Origin of the sequence: Mesorhizobium sp. M0040, assembly GCF_040323505.1 — a bacterium.
GTDB lineage: Bacteria > Pseudomonadota > Alphaproteobacteria > Rhizobiales > Rhizobiaceae > Mesorhizobium.
This window is the reverse complement of the sequence record NZ_JAMYVA010000038.1, coordinates 25,098-43,569: the sequence shown is the minus strand read 5'-3', so window position 1 is coordinate 43,569 and position 18,472 is coordinate 25,098. Positions and strand designations below refer to the sequence as shown.

The window sequence follows — 18,472 nt, the reverse complement described above, 5'->3', positions numbered from 1 at the left end:
ACCGATCGGCCGATGAGGCGGTGTGGTGAAGGCGGTAGAATAGCCTCTGCCAGTCCTTGACACGGATTGAGGCTGGCCGGCGGGATCGGTCGGGAACCTTTTGTCGGCCGATGCATCCAATGTCGCGATGAGAAGCCTATCAGGAGATCGGCTATGCCTGCTGCGTTGACGGCAACGCCCGCCGCTTCCGGCGACATGCAGCTTGTCGGCCGCGCGCTGGCACGTGATGGCGATGCATTCCGCACCATCATCAAGACGCACAACCAAAGGCTCTACCGCATCGCCCGAGGCGTCGTGCGTAACGACAGCGAGGCCGAGGACATCGTCCAGGAGGCCTATGTCAGCGCCTTTGCCCATCTCGAGGCCTTTCGCGGCGATGCCTCGCTCGCCACGTGGCTATCGCGTATCGTCATCAACGAAGCGCTCGGCCGCTTGCGCAAAAGGCGGCGAATGGTAGCGATGCCTGAAAACCCGCAAGCCGAAATCATCCGGTTTCCCCTCAACCCGAGCGACGATCCGGAGCGGACGATGGCGCAACGGCAGATCCTTGAGCTTGTCGAACGGGCAACCGACAGTCTTCCCGATGTCTACCGGATGGTGTTCGTGGCGCGCGTCATCGAGGGATTGAGCATCGAGGAAACCGCCGAACTGCTTGGCGTGCGACCAGAAACCATCAAGACCCGGCTGCACCGCGCCCGCGCGCTGGTGCGCAAGGCGCTGGACGACCAGATCGGCCCGGTGCTGCTCGACGCCTTTCCCTTCGCGGGCCGGCGCTGCGAACGGCTGACCAATGCCGTGATGCAGCGGCTTGGTCTTTCCGGATAGGCCGCGCCGATTTTCGCGGGAACGTTTGGCGGCGACCTGCATCCAATGAGCATCACTGAAAACGAAGCCCGATGCAGTTCCGCGTCGGGGCGAAGGAGAGCATCATGTTTATTCGATCGACCACGGCACTGGCCGCAGTTTTCCTGCTTAGCGCAGCGCCCTTGTCGCAAGCTGCCGACAAACCGACCGATCCGCAGATCGCACATATCGCCTACACAGCGGGCGTGCTTGACGTCGAGGCGGCCAAGCAGGCGCTGAAGAAATCGAAGAACAAGGAGGTCGTGGATTTCGCCAAGGACATGGTGCGAGATCACGAGGCGGTCAACAAACAGGCTCTCGACCTGGTCAAGAAGCTCAAGGTCACGCCTGAGGACAATCCGACCAGCAAAGCGCTGACCAAGGCGGCGGCCGAGGAACGTGCCAAGCTTGCCAAGCTCAAGGGCGCGGCGTTCGACAAGGCCTATGTCGCCAGCGAGGTGGCCTACCATAAGCAGGTCAATGGCGCGCTCGAAACACTGCTGATTCCGTCGGCCAGCAATGCCGAGCTGAAAAGCCTGCTGGAAACCGGCCTGAAAATATTCGAGGGCCACGAACAGCACGCCGAACACGTCGCCGGCATGCTGAAGTGAGGATTGGGCCGATGATGTCGAGGCGGCATCTGTGGGTTGCGCTGGCACTGGCCATGGGTGCCGCGCCGGCCAAGGCCGACACCATCGAGGTGACGATCGAGAAGCTTGTGTTTTCGCCGGCAAAGATCGAGGCGAAGGTCGGCGACACGATCAGGTGGGTGAACAAGGACGTGTTCGCCCACACGGCAACCGTCAACGGCGGTTGGGAAGTGACGATCCCGCCGAAGAAGGCGGCGAGCCTGACGGTGAAGAAGGCGGAATCGGTCGATTATTTCTGCCGCTTCCATCCCAACATGAAGGGTTATGTGACGGTGACGTCGCCCTGACTGGCTGATGCATGCCGCGCAAAAGTGTGCAGCGGTTTTGCGATAACGACATGCATAAACAAGAGCCTAAAGCGCGCCGCATGAGGCCGGTCGAATGCGACGCGCTTTTAGGCCGCCAGCCATGCCGTCCCTACAAGCAGCGTGACCAGCGTCAACGGCAGGCCGACCTTGAAGAAGGCGATGAAGCCCAGCGGTTTGCCGGAGACCCGCGCGTGCTCGGCCACGATCAGATTGGCGACCGAGCCGAGCAGCGTGAAATTGCCGGCCAGCGTCGAGCTCATGGCGACGACCAGCCAGGCCCGCTCGGGGTCTTCCAGTCCGGGCACGAACGGCTTCAGCGCCAGCACGGCCGGGACATTGCTCATGATGTTGGATAGCACTGCGGTGAAGCCGGACAGCCGCCAGACATCATTCAGCCCGAGGTCCTTTGCCGAGGCGACGATGTCGGGCGTCAGCAGCGTCTTCTCCGCCCCGGCGACGACGATGAACAGCCCGGCGAACATGAACAGCAGCGGCCCATCGATCTCGCGATAGATGCGCTCAGGTTTGATGGCGCGGGTCAACAGAAGAATGGCGCCGCCGATCAGCGCTGCCTTGGCGACTGGAACTCCGGCGAAGAAGGCGATCGCCAAACCGACACAGACGACCACCGCCTTCACCACCTGCCCCGGCAGCATGCGGCCGCGATAGACTTCCGGGCTGAGCTCGGCCTTGCGCGAAAATTCGGCGCGGTAGACGATGCGGATGATGACGATGACGGCGACGAGGCCGAACGCCGCGACCGGCGCCAGCGCCGCCGAGAAGGCCGGATAGGAAATCCCCGACAGCGCGCCGATGACCATGTTCTGCGGATTGCCGGTGATGGTGGCGACGCTGCCGCAATTCGACGCCGTGGCGGTGGCGATCAGATAGGGAACCGAATTGCGGTTGATGACGCGGGTGACATGGACGACGATCGGCGCCATGACCAGGCAGATGGCATCGTTGACCAGGAACGCCGACAGGACGCCGGTCAACAGCGTCACCATCACCAGCAGCATGAACGGCGCATGCGCATGCTCGATGGCGAACCCGCCGAGCGCGCGAAAGGCGCCCGACACTTTCAGATGCGCCACGACGATCATCATGCCGAGCAGAAGCGTGATGGTGTCGAAGCTGATGGCGCGGTAGGCGTCTTCCATGGTGAGCGCGCCGATGGCGATCATCGCCGCACCGCCGAGCAGCGCGATGCCTGCCCGGTCGAGGCGCAGCCCGGGTATCCTGCCGATTGCGACGCCGGCATAGGTCAGGACAAGGATCAGCAGTGCCGCCGCGCCCATCGCTGTCATGTGTTGGAAAATCCTGTGCGACTGGCGAGTGAACCTGTCCGGAATGGACCTTGAAAATATTGGCGATCCCGACAGGATTCGAACCTGTGACCATCGGCTTAGAAGGCCGGTGCTCTATCCAGCTGAGCTACGGGACCGCTGGCCGGCCGCATGACCGGCTGATTTGTTGGGCGCCGGCAGGGCCGGCATAGGATCAATGCGTCCAGGGCGTCCTGCGGTCATAGCGGAAATTCTCCGCATAGGAAATCTGGCGGCGCTTGATTTCCTTCGGCTCCTCGACGCGGAAAGCCAGCCCTTCTTTCTCGGCATAGGCGACCGCCTCTTCTCTTGTGTCGAAGGTCAGCCTGATCTGGCTTCGCATGTCGCCGGACGTGGTGTAGCCCATCAGCGGATCGATCTTCTTGCGCTGCTCCGGATCGAATTCCAGCACCCAATAGCCGGTTTTGGCCTTGCCGGACTGCATCGCGGTTTTGGCTGGGCTGAAAATGCGGGCTGACATGACCACCTCATTGCTGGTTGCAAGCACACGACCCCGAGACCACATTACTGTTCTCTGGCTATGCACTAGCCCGTCATTACTGCGCAATGCCGCCGGCAGCAAGGCCGATGGCTTTTTACGCTTGCTTTGGCGGGCTGAAATCACTAGGCAACAGACCGTTCGGAGTGTAGCGCAGCCTGGTAGCGCATCTGGTTTGGGACCAGAGGGTCGGGAGTTCGAATCTCTCCACTCCGACCATTCATCAAGCAAATCTCGTCGGCAGGGCAAGCGGGTCACGCTCGAGTGTGTCTCCCGTCGCCGGTCATGTTTAAGCGACGGACGGACAGCACGAGCCCGCGCTGCCCGTCCGATATGCAAGCCGTCAGCCCTGGATGAAGGCCAGCAGATCCGGATTGATGATCTCCGGATGGGTGGTGCACATGCCGTGCGGAAGGCCCTTGTAGACCTTGAGCGTGCCGTGCTTCACCAGCTTGGCCGCAAGCAGCGCGGAATCGGCGATCGGTACGATCTGGTCGTCGTCGCCATGCATGATCAGGACGGGAACCTCGATCTTCTTGAGGTCGTCGGTGAAATCGGTCTCCGAGAACGCCTTGATGCAGTCGTAATGGGCCTTGGCTCCGCCCATCATGCCCTGGCGCCACCAATTGTCGACGGCGCCTTGCGAGACCTTGGCGCCCTCGCGATTGAAACCGTAAAACGGGCCGGCCGGCACATCCCTGTAGAACTGGGCGCGGTTGGCGACCAAAGCGGCGCGAAAGCCGTCGAAGACCTCGATCGGCAGGCCACCCGGATTGCTGTCGGTCTTGACTATGATCGGCGGCACGGCGCCGATCAGCACCGCCTTGGCAACGCGGCCGCCACCGCCATAAAGCGCGACGTAACGGGCCACCTCGCCGCCACCGGTCGAATGGCCGATGTGGATCGCATCCCTGAGATCGAGATGCGCCGCCAGCGCCGCAACGTCGGCGGCGTAGGTGTCCATCTCGTTGCCGGTCGCGGTCTGCGACGAGCGGCCGTGGCCGCGGCGGTCATGTGCGATGACGCGGTAGCCCTTTTCGAGGAAGAACAGCATCTGGTTGTCCCAATCGTCGCCGCTGAGCGGCCAGCCGTGATGGAAAACGATCGGCTGGCCCTTACCCCAGTCCTTGTAGAAAATCTCGGTGCCGTCATGGGTGGTGAATGTGCTCATCGTTCTACTCCTTGATGAAAAAGTCGGGGGGTAACAGGGAAGCTTTTAGCCCCCTTCAGCTGGACAAATTATAACAGTGCGGTCAGGGTGAGCATTGGCAAAACGGACATTCAACGTGGCAAAACTGACAAATGACGGCGGCGCGTGATCTGATCGAAATCGGCCTTGTCTTGTATCCCGGCGTGCAGGAAGCAGCCGTGCTCGGCCTGACCGATCTTTTCATGCTGGCAAACCGGCTGGCTGTCGAGCGGTCGCCCGAGGCGGCGAGGCTTCGCGTCAGCCATTGGCAATTGGAGGACGCGGGCCACACCGTAGTCCGCACCTTCGACAGCGACCCCGGCGCCGACAATGAACCAGCCATGGTTATCCTCCCACCGACCTTGGGAGATCCGATCGCTCGGGAAGCAGCCGCGCCCTATGCCGGCTGGCTCAGGGATCGCCACACGGCAGGCGCGACGCTCGGTTCGGTCTGTGCCGGCGCTTTCGTGCTTGCCGAAACCGGCCTGTTGTCCGGCCGTGCGGCGACGACGCACTGGGCTTATTGCGACGCGCTGGCGCTACGCTTTCCCGACATCCTGCTCGACGCCGACAGGCTGGTCATCGACGATGGCGACATCATCACCGCCGGCGGCTACATGGCCTGGACCGATCTCGGCCTGAAGCTGGTGGATAGGGTGCTCGGGCCGACCGTCATGATGGACACGGCGCGTTTCATGCTGGTCGACCCGCCGGGCCGCGAGCAACGCTTTTACAGCCCGTTCGCGCCGCGGCTGACCCACGACGACGAAGCGATCCTCAAGGTGCAGCATTGGCTGCAGGCGAACGGCGCGCGCGACGTGACGCTCGGCGCCATGGCCGAGCATGCGGGGCTGGAGGAGCGGACCTTTCTGCGACGCTTCCGCAACGCCACTGGCCTCAGGCCGACCGAATATTGTCAGCACCTGCGGGTCGGCAAGGCGCGCGAGATGCTGGAAACCACGATGCGATCGATCGACCAGATCGCCTGGGAGGTCGGCTATGACGATCCCGGCTCGTTCCGCAAAGTATTCGCCAGGATAACCGGATTGGTGCCCGGCGACTATCGCAAGCGCTTTGGCACGGAACGAGCGGTGGTTGCAGGCGGAGAGAGCTGAGGCCAGCCGCGCAATGGCGCTATCGATTCGATGCTGCCAAAGGCAAGCTCGCCGGGCGAGAACCCCAACCACCCATCTCCCGGCGAGCCTACTACCTGATTTGATACGCAATCAGGACCGGGATTAGCCGGCAAGCTCTTTGTTGCAAGACAGGTGCCAGTCTTTTTTCTCGAAATGGGACACAGACGGAAGTGAGCTCCCTGATGTTCATGCCGAGGCTTTTTGCCTGATGTGCCGGATCAGTCGAATTCCTGAAATCAGCAGTAATGCGCCTCCGACTTCCACGACCAGGATCACGGCCGAGCCCAGGGAATAGCTGGCCAAAACTCCGAAAAGGCTTGCCTGAGCCAGGTGATATGAGCAGGCTCCTCGCCGTAAGCCCTGAGCATCAAGTCCGCGTAATCGAACATCTCTTTGACCACGATCGCCGACCAGAACAGCGATGAGACAAGCCATATCAGTGCGATTCGTCTGACGATCGGGCTCATTCCAATACCTACTGTCAAAAAGATCGACTTGATTAGCACACCCGCCAAACGAGATCATCCCGCTATATCTCGAACTCGCCCTGCCCTTCATCCATGGCGCTGACGGTCTCGGCTGCCAGGGCGCGGGTGATCGGCGTCTTGCGCTCGAGCGCGGTGCGGTCGAGCCGTTCGACCACCCGCATGGCAGTGGCCAGCGAGCGCTCGATGCGGCGCACCAGATATTGCACGACATGCGGCTCGACCTCGACCTGGCGGTCGGCGAACAGCTTTGTGATGACGCCGGCCAGCAGAAGATCGTCGGGTTCGTGGATCTCGACGGTCGCCGCCGCCTTCAGCCGCGACGCCAGGTCGGGCAGCCTGACGCCCCAGGCGGACGGGAAGCGCCGCGCCGTCAACAGCAAGCTCGAGCCGGCGCCGCGCACCGCGTTGATCAGGTGGAAGAGGCCGTGCTCATCGATCGGTTCGGAATCGATATCGTCGATCAGGGCCGGATGCGGGCCGAGGTTTTCGATGCAGTCGCCGATGCGGCCGGCCTCCACTTTCACCGCGTCGGCGCGAGTCCGCCAGATCGAGGCCAGATGGGTTTTCCCCGAGCCGGCCGGCCCGGCCAGCACAACGACCGGCGACGGCCAGTCCGGCCAGCGGTCGACAAGCGCCGCCGCCTGGCTGTTGGTGCTGGAGACGACGAGCTCGTCGCGCGAATAGCCGGTGCCGTGGCCTAGATCGAGCGGCAATTGACGCGGCGGATCGATCTTGTCCGGCATCTGGCTCAACCGCGCGCGCCCCCGCGGCGGCGCACCTGCAGCGGCGGCACCGGCTCGTCGGCGTGGCCCTTGTAGAGCGGCGATTCGAGATAGCGGGCGATGGCGAAGCGCACCAGAACGGCAACGGCGGCGGAAGCCGGCACGGCGATCAGCAGGCCGACGAAGCCGAACAGCGCGCCGAAGGCAAACAGCGCAAACATCAGCCATACCGGATGCAGGCCAACGCTTTTGCCGACCAGCCTGGGCTGCAGGATGTTGCCCTCGATGAACTGGCCGACGAAGAACACACCGGCCACCGCCGCGATCATGGTCCAGTCCGGCCAGAACTGGACGAAGGCGACGCCGACGGCCAGCACCAGGCCGGTCAGCGAGCCGACATAGGGGATGAAGGAGATCAGCCCGGCGAACAGACCGATGAGGATGCCGAAATTCAGGCCCGTCAGTGTCAGGCCGGTGGCGTACATGGCGCCGAGCACCAGGCACAGCGTGCCCTGGCCGCGCACGAAGCCGGCGGTCGCCGTGTTGATGTCCCTGGCGATCGTCCTGACGGTCTTGACGTAATCGCGCGGCACCCAGCTGTCGACGATTGCCACCATGCGGTCCCAGTCGAGCAGCATGTAGAAGGCGACGACCGGCGTTACCACGAACAGGCTGACGACCGAGACCAGCGCCACGCCGGAGCTCCAGATCGAGGTGAAGACGGTGGTCAGGAGGCCGAAGCCGGAGGTCAGCAGCGAGTTCAAGCCTTCACGCAGGCCGTTGGCGTCGACGCCGAATTTTTCTTCCAGCCATTTCGGGTCGAAGCTGGTGATCAGGCCCTGCAGCCGGGTCAGATAGTCCGGCAGCTTGCTGGCGAAATCAGCCATCTGCGAGGCGAGCACCGGAACCAGGATGACGACAGCCAGCACCAGGACGACGATGAAGGCGATGAGGATGACCACCGTCGCCATCAGCCTGGAGAGGCCGAGCCGCTCCAGCCGGTCGGCGACAGGATCGAGGAAATAGGCGAGCACCATGCCGGCAACGAAGGGCAGAAGGATGCCGCTGAAGACATAGAGGAAGACAGCGAGGATGATGGCGCTGACCAGCCAGAAGCGGATCTGCCGGCGAAACGACGCCGATGCCGCAGCCTCCGCTGCCGCGGCTTCGGCCTCGGCGTCGATGGACCGTTCGTCAGGTGCCCGGTGGTCAGGTGCCCCGCGTTCAGGTGCCGGGTGTGGAGCCTTCGCCATAGCCGCTCATATGCCTCAGCCAAGCCACGAGATAGGCCGCGGCCGAAGCCACGGTCAAGACCCCAGACAGCAATATGAGGGCCGGCCTCAGCGGATCGAGACGGATGTCGAAGGCGAGTTCGCCCAACACCACTGCCGCCAGCACGATCTGGATCGCGGTGTTGGCCTTCGACACCAGGAGCGGCTTCATCTCGACCGGATGCGCCATGACGGTGGATAAAAGCACGGCGCAGACGATCAGTGCGTCGCGCGACACCATGGTAACGACCAGCCACAGCGGCAGTTCGCCGCTGAAGCCCAGGACCACGAAAACCGAGACCAGCAGCAGCTTGTCGGCCATCGGATCGAGATAGGCGCCGAGCCTGGAAAACTGGTTGAAATGGCGGGCGATGAAGCCGTCGACCCCGTCGGAAATGCCGGCAATGAGGAAGCCGGCAAAGGCCCAGTCCCAGCGTTCCTGCAGCATGGCCAGCACCACCGCCGGCACCAGCACGAAGCGCATGATCGTGATCATGTTGGGGATGGTCAAACGCATATCCCGTCGCTCTTGTTTGTCGATACATGATGGAGATGGAGGGTTACGGCAAGTGAGAAGCGACACCGAAGCTGCCAATCTCCCCACGAGGGCGCCAGCAATGAAATAGTTCAAGACCAATGTCGATTTCGGGGAAACTCATTCGTCTCACGATAGGAAGCCGAAGAATTCGCCCAGGCAAGGAAACGGACGCGATGAAAATCACTATCACAGCATTTGAACGATCGCCCGATGGCGGCAAGGGACTGGCGCGCGATACGCGCGTTCGCTGGGCGCTCGAAGAAGTGGGGCAGCCTTATGAGGTTCGTCTTGTTTCCTTCGCGGAGATGAAGGCGCCTGAACATCTGGCCATCCATCCCTTCGGCCAGATCCCCACCTATGAGGAAGGTTCTCTCTCGCTGTTCGAGACCGGCTCGATCGTCTTTCATCTTGCTGAGGAGCATGCGGGATTGCTGCCGAAGGATCGCAATGCCCGCGCGCGTGCGATCACGTGGATGTTTGCCGCACTCAACACCGTCGAACCGCCGATCCTCGAATTAACGACGGCAAGAATATTCGAACGTGACAAGCCTTGGAGCGAGGAGCGCTTGCCGTTGGTAAAGGACCGTGTTCGCGCTCGGCTGGACAAACTCTCGGCCCACTTGGGCGTCGCCGACTGGCTCGATGATACGTTCAGCGCAGGCGATTTATTGATGGTATCGGTGCTGCTGCGACTAAGAATGTCAGGCATTTTGGACGAATATCAAAACTTGGCTGCCTATGTAGCGCGCGGGGAAGCTCGGCCGGCTTATATCCGGGCTTTCGCCGCGCAATTTGCAATCAACGCAGAGGGGGCGTGAAGAACAGCCAGCGTTGAACCAACCAAATGGAAGCGAGCCCGAAGCGCGCTATCCTTTGGCCGTTAGGAAACAAGGCGCGCAGTGGATGGACTAATAGGCCGCTAGCAAGGCACCATGGCGCACAAAGAGGGAGTGGAACCTTGTCTTTGGCCGTTGGCGAAGCGCGTAAGTATCTCGATACGTTCATGACGGGACATGGCTTTCGCCGCATCCGGAAAGGCGTCTTCGAAGTCGACCGGAGCGACGATATCAGCCTGATTCTCGAAGAGGCCTTTACTGCAAGCTATGGCGATGTTCATTTGAACATGCTCGTTTACCTGGACTTTCTTACCGTCAGGCCGTTGCTTGAAAGGCTGTACGGCAAAAAATGGATCTGGCCCGGACTGTCGCAGTTTCATCCTGAAACGATATTTAACAATGAGCTGAAAGCTTATGCTCGTTACTTCGAGCACCTTGACCAGACGAGCATAGATAGGTTGCTGGGGAAATATGTCGAGCTGGCGCGACGGATCAGGGCTCAGAACCCGGACCTCGCCAGTTACGTCGCCGGACATAGCGAGTTGCTCGACAAACCTTACGAATTCACACAGCCCTTCGCAGTTCGAATCCTCGCGCTAATTGCCTGCGAAATCGAACTTGGGCACTACGAGCGGGTGAAGCAGGCTGTGCACTGGATTCGAACGAACAATAGCGGAATAGCGCTGAGCGGCTATGCCAAGGCACAACTCGACCGCGTCGACATGGTTCTGGCGGAACGAGAGGGGCGTCCATAAGGGGGGCAGCTTGGGCGACTGTCCACTCCTTTGTCGAGCCAAGACCGTCTGATCCCGCCGTCATCCTTGCGAGGTGCGGCCGTTCATGCGAAGAGCCCGTGAAGCGACAGCCTATTTCCCCACTGCTGAATGACGATGGCGCAGAGAATCACAATCGCTTGGCGAGTAACGCTTTGCTATCTGGCCGGACTGACAGAAAGTCTGCTGGCTTTCGCATCTTTCGGAGCCCCGCACCGCTACGCAGCGACGCAAGATCTTCTGTGGGCCTTCGCTCTTGAGCTGGCCGTGGGCGTGGTCGTCTCTTGGCCCCTCTGGCTGACGGCTGCGGTCGTGGCGTTCCTGTTCGCGCGGTCGGTCGTTGCAAATCCAGGTCTGTGGGCTGCCGCGGCGGCTTTGGTCGCCGCCGGCTTCTCGTATGGAACCCTGCCCTTCGACGGTGAAATCAGATCTCTTGCCACCGTCGGTGGCCTCGCCGCAATTCTGGCAGGCATTTCTTTTTATTGTTGGAGTGTATCACGCCCGGTTCCCGCGGCATCCAACTGAAAACACCATTAATCGCGCGCTTGCCTTGCGGGGCAAAACCGTTCATGCGAAGAGCCCGCACGCGAGTGAAAACAGCGACAGGCAAGCGCAACAGATGAGCAGGCGCCGGAAATGAGCAAGCGCAAGAACGGGCTCACCTATGCCGAAGCGGGCGTCGACATCGACGCCGGCAATCTCATGGTCGAGAAGATCAAGCCGCTGGTGCGCGCAACCCGCCGGCCGGGCGCCGATGGCGAGATCGGCGGCTTCGGCGGCCTGTTCGACCTCAAGGCCGCCGGCTTCACCGATCCGGTGCTGGTCGCCGCCAATGACGGCGTCGGCACCAAGCTGAAGATCGCCATCGACGCCGGCAAGCACGACACGATCGGCATCGACCTCGTCGCCATGTGCGTCAACGACATCGTCGTGCAAGGCGCCGAGCCGCTGTTCTTCCTCGACTATTTCGCCACCGGCAAGCTCGATCCCGACCAGGGTGCTTCGATCGTCGGCGGCATCGCCGAGGGCTGCCGGCAGGCCGGTTGCGCGCTGATCGGCGGCGAGACGGCGGAAATGCCCGGCATGTATCACGACAAGGATTATGACCTTGCCGGCTTTGCCGTCGGTGCCGCCGAACGCGGCCAGCTGCTGCCGACCGACGACATCGTCGAAGGCGACGTGCTGCTCGGCCTCGCCTCGTCGGGCCTGCATTCGAACGGCTTTTCGCTGGTCCGCCGCATCGTCGCCGTAAGCGGCCTTGGCTGGGGCGATCCGGCGCCGTTCAATGACGAGGCGACGCTGGCCGAGGCGCTGCTCGAGCCGACGCGCATCTACGTCAAGTCGATCCTCAAGGCGATCCGCAACACGCATGGCATCAAGGCGCTGGCCCATATCACCGGCGGCGGCTTTCCCGAAAACATCCCGCGCGTTCTGCCCAAGGATTTTTCGGCCGAGCTCGATCTCGGCGCCATCGAGGTACCGCCGGTGTTTTCGTGGCTGGCCAAGACCGGCGGCGTCGCGCCGGAAGAGATGATGCGCACCTTCAATTGCGGCATCGGCATGATCCTGGTCGTCGCCTCCGGCCAGGCGGCGCAGGTCGCTGCCGTTCTGCAGGAGGCCGGCGAGACAGTGACGCCGATCGGCCAGATCGTGCCGCGTCGCGATGCCGGCGTCATCTATCGGGGCTCGATTGGCCTATGACCAGGAAACGGACGGTCGTACTGATCTCGGGGCGCGGCTCCAACATGACGGCGCTGGTTGCGGCGGCGAGCAACCCGGCCTATCCGGCCGAGATCGTCGGCGTCATCTCCGACCGCGCCAATGCCGCCGGCCTTGGCATCGCCGCGGCGCGCGGCATCGCCACCAGAGTGATTTCGCGCTCCGACTATGCCAGCAAGCAAGCCCATGACGAGGCGATCGATGCGGCCCTGTTGTCGTTCGGCGCCGAGATCGTCGCGCTGGCCGGCTATATGCGCATCCTCGGCGCGCGCTTCGTAGAGAAGTGGCAGGGCCGCATGATCAATATCCACCCTGCCCTGCTGCCTGCCTTCAAGGGGCTGGATACGCATGCGCGGGCCCTCCGCGCAGGCATGCGCATCCATGGCTGCACGGTGCATTTCGTCACGCTCGACATGGATGACGGGCCGATCATCGCCCAGGCCGCCGTGCCGGTGATGGTCGGCGACAATGAGGACACGCTGGCCGCGCGCGTGCTCAAGGCCGAGCACCAACTCTATCCGCTGGCGCTGGGCCTTGTCGCCGAAGGCAAGGCGCGGATGGAAGGCGGCCGCACGGTGTTTTCGCGCTTCGCCGACGATGCCGACAACGCCACGTCGGTGGTGATTGCCCCCGACCCGCTGCGCGAAGAGACCGATCTCGAGCACCTGGCGCGGATAACGCCGTAAGGGTCAGTTCTTGAATTTGGTAGCAAATATTGCTACCGTATTCGGGAGGAGACGGCTTGATGGCGACAGTCGAAAAAGTCAGCGTAGCGCTTTCCCCGGAACTGCTGGACATGGTCAAAGGCGCGGTGGCCAGCGGGCAGTACGGTTCGGCAAGCGAAGTGATCCGCGAGGCACTGCGCGAATGGCGGCTTCGCCAGCCCTTGCGCGAGGCCGAAGCGGAGCGGTTGCGGAAAGCCTGGACGGAAGGGCTGGAGAGCGGTCCGTTTGCGCCGTTCGACATCGAGGACATAAAACAGAAAGCCCGCAGCCGGTTGGGCAACACCAGCAAAAACCGGCGGAATGGCTGACATCCGCATTGTCCGCAGCCCGGCGGCAGAAGACGACCTGATCGATATTTGGTTTGGCATTGCAAGGGACAACCCGCTTGCCGCGGACCGCTTTTTGGATGCTATTGCCGAGCGCATCGTGCAATTGGGCACATTCCCGGAATCCGGTCCCAAGAGGCCCGACATCGCTGCCGAGGTGCGGGCGTTGACGATCGGCAACTATCTCGTGCTTTATCGCCTGGCCGAACAGCGGGTCGAGATCGTCCGCGTCGTGCATGGCGCACGCGACGCTTCGGCCTTATTTTGAATCCATGAAGCAACTGCTGCTCCTGCGTCACGCCAAGTCGAGTTGGGACGATCCCAACCTCATCGACTTCGATCGGCCGCTGTCCGCGCGCGGGCTGAAGGCAGCGCCGCTGGTCGGGCGCGAACTGGCCCGGTGCGGCTGGCTGCCGGAGTTGGCGCTGGTGTCGCCGGCGCTGCGCACCCGCGACACGTGGCGGCTGGTCTCGGCGGAATTGCCGGCGAAGGTGCAGGTCAAATTTTCCCAGGCGCTCTACGAGGCAGCGGCGGCGGACATCCTCGCCAAGGTGCGGCAAGTAAAGGCGGGGACTGGAACGCTGCTGGTGCTTGGCCACAATCCCGGGCTGGAGGAGTTCGCGCGCGGGCTTGCCGGGGCTGGATCTGATGAAGCGGCGCTGAAGAAGCTGGCGGAAAAATACCCCACCGCGGCCCTGGCTCGGTTCGACGTCGATGGCGATTGGGCCGGTCTCACCTTCGGCAGCGCCCGGCTGACGCACTGCATTTGGCCGAAGGATCTGCGTTAGGGATTTACCAACAGGCCCGGGGATCGCCGATCCTTTCGACCGACCGGGCTTTGCCCAAACAAGCGCGGCGGGCCAGGCCCGCCGCTCTTTGTGCTCCCGGTTAAGGAACTATCGGCCCCAATTGCCCCGGCCAGATTGGGGCACTACGGGTTGATCCGTGCCGAACCGGGTCGTCGCCTCGGTGTCGACGGCGTTGTGCTCGGCCGTGAGCGGCTTGCGGATGGAACCGGTAAACCCGCTGTCGATGGTGCCGACAGGCGCGTTGCCAACAGGCGCGGCCGGCTGGTTGACGCCGTCCGAACCATAGTGATCGCTGCCTGCAAAGGCGCTGCCCGTGGCGACGAGGACGATGGTGGCGACGGTAAGAGCAATCTTGGTCATTTCAGGTACTCCAGTGTACTGGTCATTCGTGAGTTGTCGTTGCTTTCGACGCATTCGAGATGAGAGCGCTGTCCGCGCCGACGAATACGCACCCGGCTTTTTCCGATGTGCACGTTGCTGGACGATTTCAGCAACCGAGATTGTGGCTACAGATGAAACCTGCAAATCAAAGTATTCGATTGGCGCAGGATGCTATTCGGCGCACACGCCCGTTGATACGCGAAAGCAAGAGTAGCGGGCCAAGCCCGCCGCTCTTTGGGGTGCGGGCCGTGATAATCAGCGGCCCCAGATGCCTTGGCCGGATTCAGGCGCCACCGACTCGGAGGTTATCTTGGCACCGGTATGCTCGGAAGTAACTGGCTTGCGGATCGAACCGGTGAAGGTGTTGTCGACGTTGGCAGCAGCAGCAGCGGCCGGCTGGTTGACGTTGTCCGAGCCATAATGGTCGCTGCCGGCAAAAGCAGTGCCGGTGGCAACGAGGATGGCGGCGGCGGTAAGAGCGAGCTTGGTCATTTCGGGTACTCCGGTAGTTTCTTTGGTCTGTCCGTCAAGTGGCGTGCCTCGGGAGGAATTCGCGTCGCTCGGACCACCCCGAGATGGGTCGGCAAGTCTGTCGTTTCCAATCACGAAAATTTTGTACGGGTGCGCCAAATTGGCCGCTTGAAATTCGACATGCAGCTCCTTGCGCCACAATGTTCTTCTTTCTTTTCAACTAGTTATGCGGTCAGTGGTGATTTGCCGCGCGAACATTCTTTGAGCCGGCGTTCACCCTTTCCTGTACTCTCTGTCAACAGAACCGAACCGTTCGGTTCGAGTGCTTTTACGTTTGGCTGATCAGCGCTTTCAGAGGCTCGATCGACATTCCTGCCGACGGGCGCCGTGAAATTCACGCTGCCAGCTCAGCGCCAGCGGCGTCGTGCTTGGGCCGCGCGCTGGCCAGAAGCACGACGGGGCAGTTGCAGGCGGCTAAAACAGCGCCGGCGGTTTCACCGAAGAACAGGTCCTCGCCCGGACGTTGGGTGACGACCATCACGACGATCGCCGCGCCTTTGGCCGCCTCCCGGGTGATCGCCTTGTCGGGTGTGACGCGGGTATGGAACGCTGTGTCGATATGCAGGCCGTAGCGGCCCGCCAGGTCGGCGATGTCTTTCAGGACGGCCTCTTCGCGGCTATGCGACACCGATGTCGACCTGCGGCCCTTGGCTGCCTTTTGCGAGACGTAGAGAACCTTGATCCGCGCCCGGTTTGGACGGGCCAGCGCCAGCGCCAAGTCGGCGGCGCGACGCGCCACTTGAGTACCGTTGAGGACGAGAATGCTGGTGCCGGCCTTCAGCGTCGGCATCTTTTCGCCAGCATTGCCGCCGTTCAGGACCAGGCAAAGCGGGCCGTCAAATCCTCCGGCAATGTCGTTGAGGGCCGGCGCGAAGGCGCCATCGGCGGTCAGCACATTGTCAAGCCCGACCAGCAGCAGGCCGTATCCCTTGCGGGCCTCTTCGGCGATCGTCTCACCGGTGGCTTCCAATTCGGTGCGGGCCGTCAGGTGGACTTTGCCGACAAGCGTATCTTCAATCCGTTTCACCGCCCGGGCGTTTTTTTTTGCACCCTTCTTGATTTCCTTCAGGGTGCGCTCCTGTCCTTTGCTGTCGGTTGGCCTGTCAATTCGGCCGTCCTTCGGCTGAAGCAAGGTGGTGGGCATGCCGCTGCCTCCGCCGACCAGTCCGGCGAGATATGCAGTGAACTTGCCGATCCTGCTGTCGTCGACCAGCACCAGCAGCCGCTCCAGCCTGGAAATGAAGCCGTATTCATCCAACGCCTCGCGCTCGACCCGCTGCTGCTCGTCGTGCCCAACCGGCAGCCGGCCGAGCGCCCAGCGCAGCATCGGCGGCATGGCCAGCGTGGTGATCACGGCCATAGTGACGATCATGGTGAAGAGATTGTGCGACAGGATGTTCATCGACAGGCCGATGCTGGCGACGATGACCTCGGTCGAGCCGCGCGCGTTCATGGCACTGCCGACGGCGATTGCTTCCTTGAACGACATGGCGGCGAGCCTGGCGCCGATGAAGGCGCCGCCAAACTTGCCGATGCTGGCGATGACCACGAGAGCGCCCGTCAGCATGGCAAGCGTCGGATCGGCAAGCACGGTGAGATCGGCGGAAAGCCCCGCCATGCCGAAGAAGATCGGCATGAACAGCGCGGTGATGACGCCGCGAAGTTGGCCTTCGATATGGCTGGAGAGGATGGGCGATTCCCCGACAAGGATACCGGCGACGAACGCCCCCAGCACGGTATGGACGCCTATCATGTTGGTGATCAGCGCCATCACGCCCATGATGATGAGGATCATGGTGATCACCGCAAACTCGCTGCGGAATTGATCGTTGGTCCAGCGGATCAAGGTGAAGACAAGACGGCGGCCGATGGTGAAGGAGAACACCATGAACAGTGCCACTGCGGCGATGGTGGTCACCAGCGGCGCGAACTGCAGCCTGCCATTGGTGGCGATGCCGAAGGTTACGGCGATGATAAGCCAGCCGATCGTGTCCTCGATAATCGCCGAGGAAATAATCACCTGTCCGAGGTTGCGGCGCATGAAGTTCATCTCGCGCACCACCATGGCGACGATCTTGACCGACGAGATCGACAGCGCGGTGCCCAGGAACAGCCCGGCGACGGTGCGTTGCGTCGCGTCGGCCAGCAGTGCGTCCGGCAGGAATTGCGCAAGCGCGAAACCGCAGATGAAGGGCACCACAATGCCGGTCGCCGAAATGGAAAAACATGCCGCGCCAACCCGGCGCACCAGCCGCAGGTCCGTCTCCATGCCGGTCAGCAAAAGCAGCATCAGGATGCCGAGCTGCGAGACGGCGTCGATCATGCCCTTTTGCGCAGGATCGCTGGGAAAGATCAGGTGCTGGGCCGACGGCCATAGCCAGCCGAACAGCGAAGGACCGAGCAGGATGCCGCCGATCAGTTGGCCCATGATTGCCGGCTGGCCATAACGCTGCAGCACTTCGCCCAGGCCGCGCCCAACAAGCAGCAGAAGCACGATCTCGGCGACGAAAGCGCCTTCGCCCGAACCACCCATGCCGGAGGCCCGGGTACCGGCAACGAGCGTCTCCGCTGCCCAGGCCGCGCCCGCGGGGACGAAAGCGCAAACCAGCAGTGTCAGGCTGGAACGTGTCGGAGCCTGCCAAGCCATGAAACCCCCATCGCCCAATGCACGTGTCCAACAACGCGCGACAGGGCGTTGCGTTGCTAGACGTGGACGTCACCGAAGGAGAGTTCGCCGTCGTCGCTCTCTGTCAGAAAGGCTGTCACCAGCAGGCCTGCATAGAGGACGGCGACCAGCACGACGATGGCGCCACCAGGAACGGGACCCAGGGCAGCACTGGCGACGGCCTCACGCATCGACCCGACGAAGCCGATGCGGACGCCTTCGGTCAGAAGACTGGGGGTCGACAGTTTGAGGATCCACGCCAGCAGCAGGATCAGCAGCATGTAGATGTAATTGCGACGCAGGCGGCGCGCCAAAGCCACGCGTTGCGAAATCAGGAATTTCGGCGCGCGCAGGCTCTCGCCGACGATCAACAGCCAATCGGACGCGAAGTCCGGCTGCGGCGAGAATATCTGCGCGAAATAGTGCCGTTCGAACTGGCGCACGCGAGCCCGATAGAAGTCGAAGAAGCGATATCGGCGGGCCTCTATCCACAGCAGCAGCAGAACAAGCAGCATGGCAAACAGCAGCACGCCATGGTGAGCGCTGGCTGTCGAAAGCGAAACGGACAGCATGGCTGCGACAACGGTTATCGCCCAGTTGCTCGTCCGGTCCAGGCGGTCACGCCACCCAGCCATGCGCGCAATCTCGGCGCGATGAAAGTGGGACATCGTGGTTACGAGTTCGCCGGACGACAGTGTCCTTCCGATGGGATCCGGCGCCGGCAACACTTCTGCCATG

Annotated in this window: 23 protein-coding genes and 2 tRNA genes; 13 read left to right on the top strand and 12 right to left on the bottom strand. The window is 62.4% G+C overall.

The window, feature by feature from the left end; all coding sequences use genetic code 11:
* The first annotated feature begins 153 nt into the window (after positions 1 to 153).
* The 3 genes from NKJ91_RS25065 to NKJ91_RS25055 all read left to right on the top strand — a co-directional run bounded on the left by NKJ91_RS25065 (position 154) and on the right by NKJ91_RS25055 (position 1,780).
* Positions 154 to 825 carry an RNA polymerase sigma factor gene (locus NKJ91_RS25065; RefSeq protein WP_023677637.1) on the top strand — a complete coding sequence of 224 codons (672 nt, stop codon included), beginning with the start codon at positions 154 to 156 and terminating at the stop codon, positions 823 to 825.
* Positions 826 to 929: 104 nt separating this feature from the next.
* Positions 930 to 1,454: a DUF4142 domain-containing protein gene (locus NKJ91_RS25060; RefSeq protein WP_352457671.1), complete on the top strand. Its 525-nt coding sequence runs from the start codon at positions 930 to 932 to the stop codon at positions 1,452 to 1,454.
* Positions 1,455 to 1,468: 14 nt separating this feature from the next.
* A complete protein-coding gene (locus NKJ91_RS25055; RefSeq protein ID WP_352457682.1) occupies positions 1,469 to 1,780 on the top strand; it encodes a cupredoxin domain-containing protein in 312 nt (103 codons plus the stop codon).
* 107 nt (positions 1,781 to 1,887) lie between these two features.
* Here the strand turns inward: NKJ91_RS25055 and NKJ91_RS25050 are convergent, their stop codons facing one another.
* The 3 genes from NKJ91_RS25050 to NKJ91_RS25040 form a co-directional block, all read right to left on the bottom strand.
* Positions 1,888 to 3,108: an anion transporter gene (locus tag NKJ91_RS25050; protein ID WP_352457670.1), complete on the bottom strand. Its 1,221-nt coding sequence runs from the start codon at positions 3,106 to 3,108 to the stop codon at positions 1,888 to 1,890.
* 60 nt (positions 3,109 to 3,168) lie between these two features.
* Positions 3,169 to 3,245, bottom strand: a tRNA-Arg gene (locus NKJ91_RS25045).
* 56 nt (positions 3,246 to 3,301) lie between these two features.
* Entirely contained in the window at positions 3,302 to 3,607 is a 306-nt protein-coding gene (locus NKJ91_RS25040; RefSeq protein ID WP_023677641.1) for an ETC complex I subunit, read from the bottom strand.
* Positions 3,608 to 3,767: 160 nt separating this feature from the next.
* On the opposite strand from NKJ91_RS25040, the gene NKJ91_RS25035 reads away from it, so the two are divergent.
* Positions 3,768 to 3,844: transfer RNA gene (locus tag NKJ91_RS25035), tRNA-Pro, on the top strand.
* 124 nt (positions 3,845 to 3,968) lie between these two features.
* On the opposite strand, the gene NKJ91_RS25030 is transcribed toward NKJ91_RS25035, so the two are convergent.
* Positions 3,969 to 4,796, bottom strand: coding sequence for an alpha/beta fold hydrolase (locus tag NKJ91_RS25030; RefSeq protein ID WP_352457669.1), 828 nt, complete (start codon positions 4,794 to 4,796; stop codon positions 3,969 to 3,971).
* Positions 4,797 to 4,927: 131 nt separating this feature from the next.
* Between NKJ91_RS25030 and NKJ91_RS25025 the strand changes: the two genes are divergently transcribed.
* Positions 4,928 to 5,929 (top strand): GlxA family transcriptional regulator, encoded by a 1,002-nt coding sequence (locus tag NKJ91_RS25025; RefSeq protein WP_352457668.1) that lies wholly within the window; start codon positions 4,928 to 4,930, stop codon positions 5,927 to 5,929.
* Between the two features lie 293 nt (positions 5,930 to 6,222).
* On the opposite strand, the gene NKJ91_RS25020 is transcribed toward NKJ91_RS25025, so the two are convergent.
* From NKJ91_RS25020 to NKJ91_RS25005, 4 genes are all read right to left on the bottom strand, one after another.
* The gene (locus tag NKJ91_RS25020) at positions 6,223 to 6,417 is read right to left on the bottom strand and encodes a hypothetical protein (protein WP_352457667.1); all 195 of its coding nucleotides are present in this window, start codon (positions 6,415 to 6,417) and stop codon (positions 6,223 to 6,225) included.
* 62 nt (positions 6,418 to 6,479) lie between these two features.
* A complete protein-coding gene (gene hdaA / locus NKJ91_RS25015) occupies positions 6,480 to 7,181 on the bottom strand; it encodes a DnaA regulatory inactivator HdaA (protein ID WP_352457681.1) in 702 nt (233 codons plus the stop codon).
* A gap of 5 nt (positions 7,182 to 7,186) precedes the next feature.
* Positions 7,187 to 8,413, bottom strand: a complete 1,227-nt coding sequence (locus NKJ91_RS25010; protein WP_031212006.1) for an AI-2E family transporter — start codon at positions 8,411 to 8,413, stop codon at positions 7,187 to 7,189.
* Positions 8,385 to 8,942 carry a CDP-alcohol phosphatidyltransferase family protein gene (locus NKJ91_RS25005; RefSeq protein WP_023677645.1) on the bottom strand — a complete coding sequence of 186 codons (558 nt, stop codon included), beginning with the start codon at positions 8,940 to 8,942 and terminating at the stop codon, positions 8,385 to 8,387. The genes NKJ91_RS25010 and NKJ91_RS25005 overlap by 29 nt, the downstream gene beginning before the upstream one ends.
* Before the next feature lie 200 nt (positions 8,943 to 9,142).
* On the opposite strand from NKJ91_RS25005, the gene NKJ91_RS25000 reads away from it, so the two are divergent.
* The 8 genes from NKJ91_RS25000 (at position 9,143) to NKJ91_RS24965 (ending at position 14,136) form a co-directional block, all read left to right on the top strand.
* Positions 9,143 to 9,787 carry a glutathione S-transferase family protein gene (locus tag NKJ91_RS25000; protein ID WP_352457666.1) on the top strand — a complete coding sequence of 215 codons (645 nt, stop codon included), beginning with the start codon at positions 9,143 to 9,145 and terminating at the stop codon, positions 9,785 to 9,787.
* 140 nt (positions 9,788 to 9,927) lie between these two features.
* Positions 9,928 to 10,560: a hypothetical protein gene (locus tag NKJ91_RS24995; protein ID WP_352457665.1), complete on the top strand. Its 633-nt coding sequence runs from the start codon at positions 9,928 to 9,930 to the stop codon at positions 10,558 to 10,560.
* 135 nt (positions 10,561 to 10,695) lie between these two features.
* Positions 10,696 to 11,103, top strand: a complete 408-nt coding sequence (locus tag NKJ91_RS24990; RefSeq protein ID WP_352457664.1) for a hypothetical protein — start codon at positions 10,696 to 10,698, stop codon at positions 11,101 to 11,103.
* Between the two features lie 111 nt (positions 11,104 to 11,214).
* Positions 11,215 to 12,279, top strand: coding sequence for a phosphoribosylformylglycinamidine cyclo-ligase (gene purM / locus NKJ91_RS24985; protein ID WP_023677649.1), 1,065 nt, complete (start codon positions 11,215 to 11,217; stop codon positions 12,277 to 12,279).
* Complete coding sequence (gene purN / locus NKJ91_RS24980) at positions 12,276 to 12,983, top strand: phosphoribosylglycinamide formyltransferase (protein WP_352457663.1); 708 nt, start codon at positions 12,276 to 12,278, stop codon at positions 12,981 to 12,983. The genes purM and purN overlap by 4 nt, the downstream gene beginning before the upstream one ends.
* Positions 12,984 to 13,042: 59 nt before the next feature.
* Entirely contained in the window at positions 13,043 to 13,330 is a 288-nt protein-coding gene (locus NKJ91_RS24975; RefSeq protein WP_352457662.1) for a type II toxin-antitoxin system ParD family antitoxin, read from the top strand.
* Positions 13,323 to 13,616 carry a type II toxin-antitoxin system RelE/ParE family toxin gene (locus NKJ91_RS24970; protein ID WP_352457661.1) on the top strand — a complete coding sequence of 98 codons (294 nt, stop codon included), beginning with the start codon at positions 13,323 to 13,325 and terminating at the stop codon, positions 13,614 to 13,616. The genes NKJ91_RS24975 and NKJ91_RS24970 overlap by 8 nt, the downstream gene beginning before the upstream one ends.
* A gap of 4 nt (positions 13,617 to 13,620) precedes the next feature.
* Positions 13,621 to 14,136, top strand: a complete 516-nt coding sequence (locus tag NKJ91_RS24965; RefSeq protein ID WP_352457660.1) for a SixA phosphatase family protein — start codon at positions 13,621 to 13,623, stop codon at positions 14,134 to 14,136.
* A gap of 108 nt (positions 14,137 to 14,244) precedes the next feature.
* Here the strand turns inward: NKJ91_RS24965 and NKJ91_RS24960 are convergent, their stop codons facing one another.
* The 4 genes from NKJ91_RS24960 to NKJ91_RS24945 form a co-directional block, all read right to left on the bottom strand.
* Positions 14,245 to 14,517 (bottom strand): DUF680 domain-containing protein, encoded by a 273-nt coding sequence (locus NKJ91_RS24960; protein ID WP_352452971.1) that lies wholly within the window; start codon positions 14,515 to 14,517, stop codon positions 14,245 to 14,247.
* A gap of 276 nt (positions 14,518 to 14,793) precedes the next feature.
* On the bottom strand, positions 14,794 to 15,030 hold the full coding sequence (locus NKJ91_RS24955; RefSeq protein WP_352457659.1) for a DUF680 domain-containing protein: 237 nt from the start codon (positions 15,028 to 15,030) through the stop codon (positions 14,794 to 14,796).
* 373 nt (positions 15,031 to 15,403) lie between these two features.
* A complete protein-coding gene (locus NKJ91_RS24950; protein ID WP_502903632.1) occupies positions 15,404 to 17,602 on the bottom strand; it encodes a cation:proton antiporter domain-containing protein in 2,199 nt (732 codons plus the stop codon).
* A gap of 170 nt (positions 17,603 to 17,772) precedes the next feature.
* Positions 17,773 to 18,471, bottom strand: a complete 699-nt coding sequence (locus NKJ91_RS24945; protein ID WP_254820271.1) for a DUF2270 domain-containing protein — start codon at positions 18,469 to 18,471, stop codon at positions 17,773 to 17,775.
* Position 18,472: the final 1 nt, after the last annotated feature.

Bases quoted from the DNA above. Each gene is read 5' to 3' on its own strand.
- NKJ91_RS25065 (WP_023677637.1), top strand. From the start codon at position 154: ATGCCTGCTGCGTTGACGGCAACGCCCGCCGCTTCCGGCGACATGCAG.
- NKJ91_RS25060 (WP_352457671.1), top strand. From the start codon at position 930: ATGTTTATTCGATCGACCACGGCACTGGCCGCAGTTTTCCTGCTTAGC.
- NKJ91_RS25055 (WP_352457682.1), top strand. From the start codon at position 1,469: ATGTCGAGGCGGCATCTGTGGGTTGCGCTGGCACTGGCCATGGGTGCC.
- NKJ91_RS25050 (WP_352457670.1), bottom strand. From the start codon at position 3,108: ATGACAGCGATGGGCGCGGCGGCACTGCTGATCCTTGTCCTGACCTAT.
- NKJ91_RS25040 (WP_023677641.1), bottom strand. From the start codon at position 3,607: ATGTCAGCCCGCATTTTCAGCCCAGCCAAAACCGCGATGCAGTCCGGC.
- NKJ91_RS25030 (WP_352457669.1), bottom strand. From the start codon at position 4,796: ATGAGCACATTCACCACCCATGACGGCACCGAGATTTTCTACAAGGAC.
- NKJ91_RS25025 (WP_352457668.1), top strand. From the start codon at position 4,928: ATGACGGCGGCGCGTGATCTGATCGAAATCGGCCTTGTCTTGTATCCC.
- NKJ91_RS25020 (WP_352457667.1), bottom strand. From the start codon at position 6,417: ATGAGCCCGATCGTCAGACGAATCGCACTGATATGGCTTGTCTCATCG.
- hdaA (WP_352457681.1), bottom strand. From the start codon at position 7,181: ATGCCGGACAAGATCGATCCGCCGCGTCAATTGCCGCTCGATCTAGGC.
- NKJ91_RS25010 (WP_031212006.1), bottom strand. From the start codon at position 8,413: ATGGCGAAGGCTCCACACCCGGCACCTGAACGCGGGGCACCTGACCAC.
- NKJ91_RS25000 (WP_352457666.1), top strand. From the start codon at position 9,143: ATGAAAATCACTATCACAGCATTTGAACGATCGCCCGATGGCGGCAAG.
- NKJ91_RS24990 (WP_352457664.1), top strand. From the start codon at position 10,696: ATGGCGCAGAGAATCACAATCGCTTGGCGAGTAACGCTTTGCTATCTG.
- purM (WP_023677649.1), top strand. From the start codon at position 11,215: ATGAGCAAGCGCAAGAACGGGCTCACCTATGCCGAAGCGGGCGTCGAC.
- purN (WP_352457663.1), top strand. From the start codon at position 12,276: ATGACCAGGAAACGGACGGTCGTACTGATCTCGGGGCGCGGCTCCAAC.
- NKJ91_RS24975 (WP_352457662.1), top strand. From the start codon at position 13,043: ATGGCGACAGTCGAAAAAGTCAGCGTAGCGCTTTCCCCGGAACTGCTG.
- NKJ91_RS24970 (WP_352457661.1), top strand. From the start codon at position 13,323: ATGGCTGACATCCGCATTGTCCGCAGCCCGGCGGCAGAAGACGACCTG.
- NKJ91_RS24965 (WP_352457660.1), top strand. From the start codon at position 13,621: ATGAAGCAACTGCTGCTCCTGCGTCACGCCAAGTCGAGTTGGGACGAT.
- NKJ91_RS24960 (WP_352452971.1), bottom strand. From the start codon at position 14,517: ATGACCAAGATTGCTCTTACCGTCGCCACCATCGTCCTCGTCGCCACG.
- NKJ91_RS24955 (WP_352457659.1), bottom strand. From the start codon at position 15,030: ATGACCAAGCTCGCTCTTACCGCCGCCGCCATCCTCGTTGCCACCGGC.
- NKJ91_RS24950 (WP_502903632.1), bottom strand. From the start codon at position 17,602: ATGGGTGGTTCGGGCGAAGGCGCTTTCGTCGCCGAGATCGTGCTTCTG.
- NKJ91_RS24945 (WP_254820271.1), bottom strand. From the start codon at position 18,471: ATGGCAGAAGTGTTGCCGGCGCCGGATCCCATCGGAAGGACACTGTCG.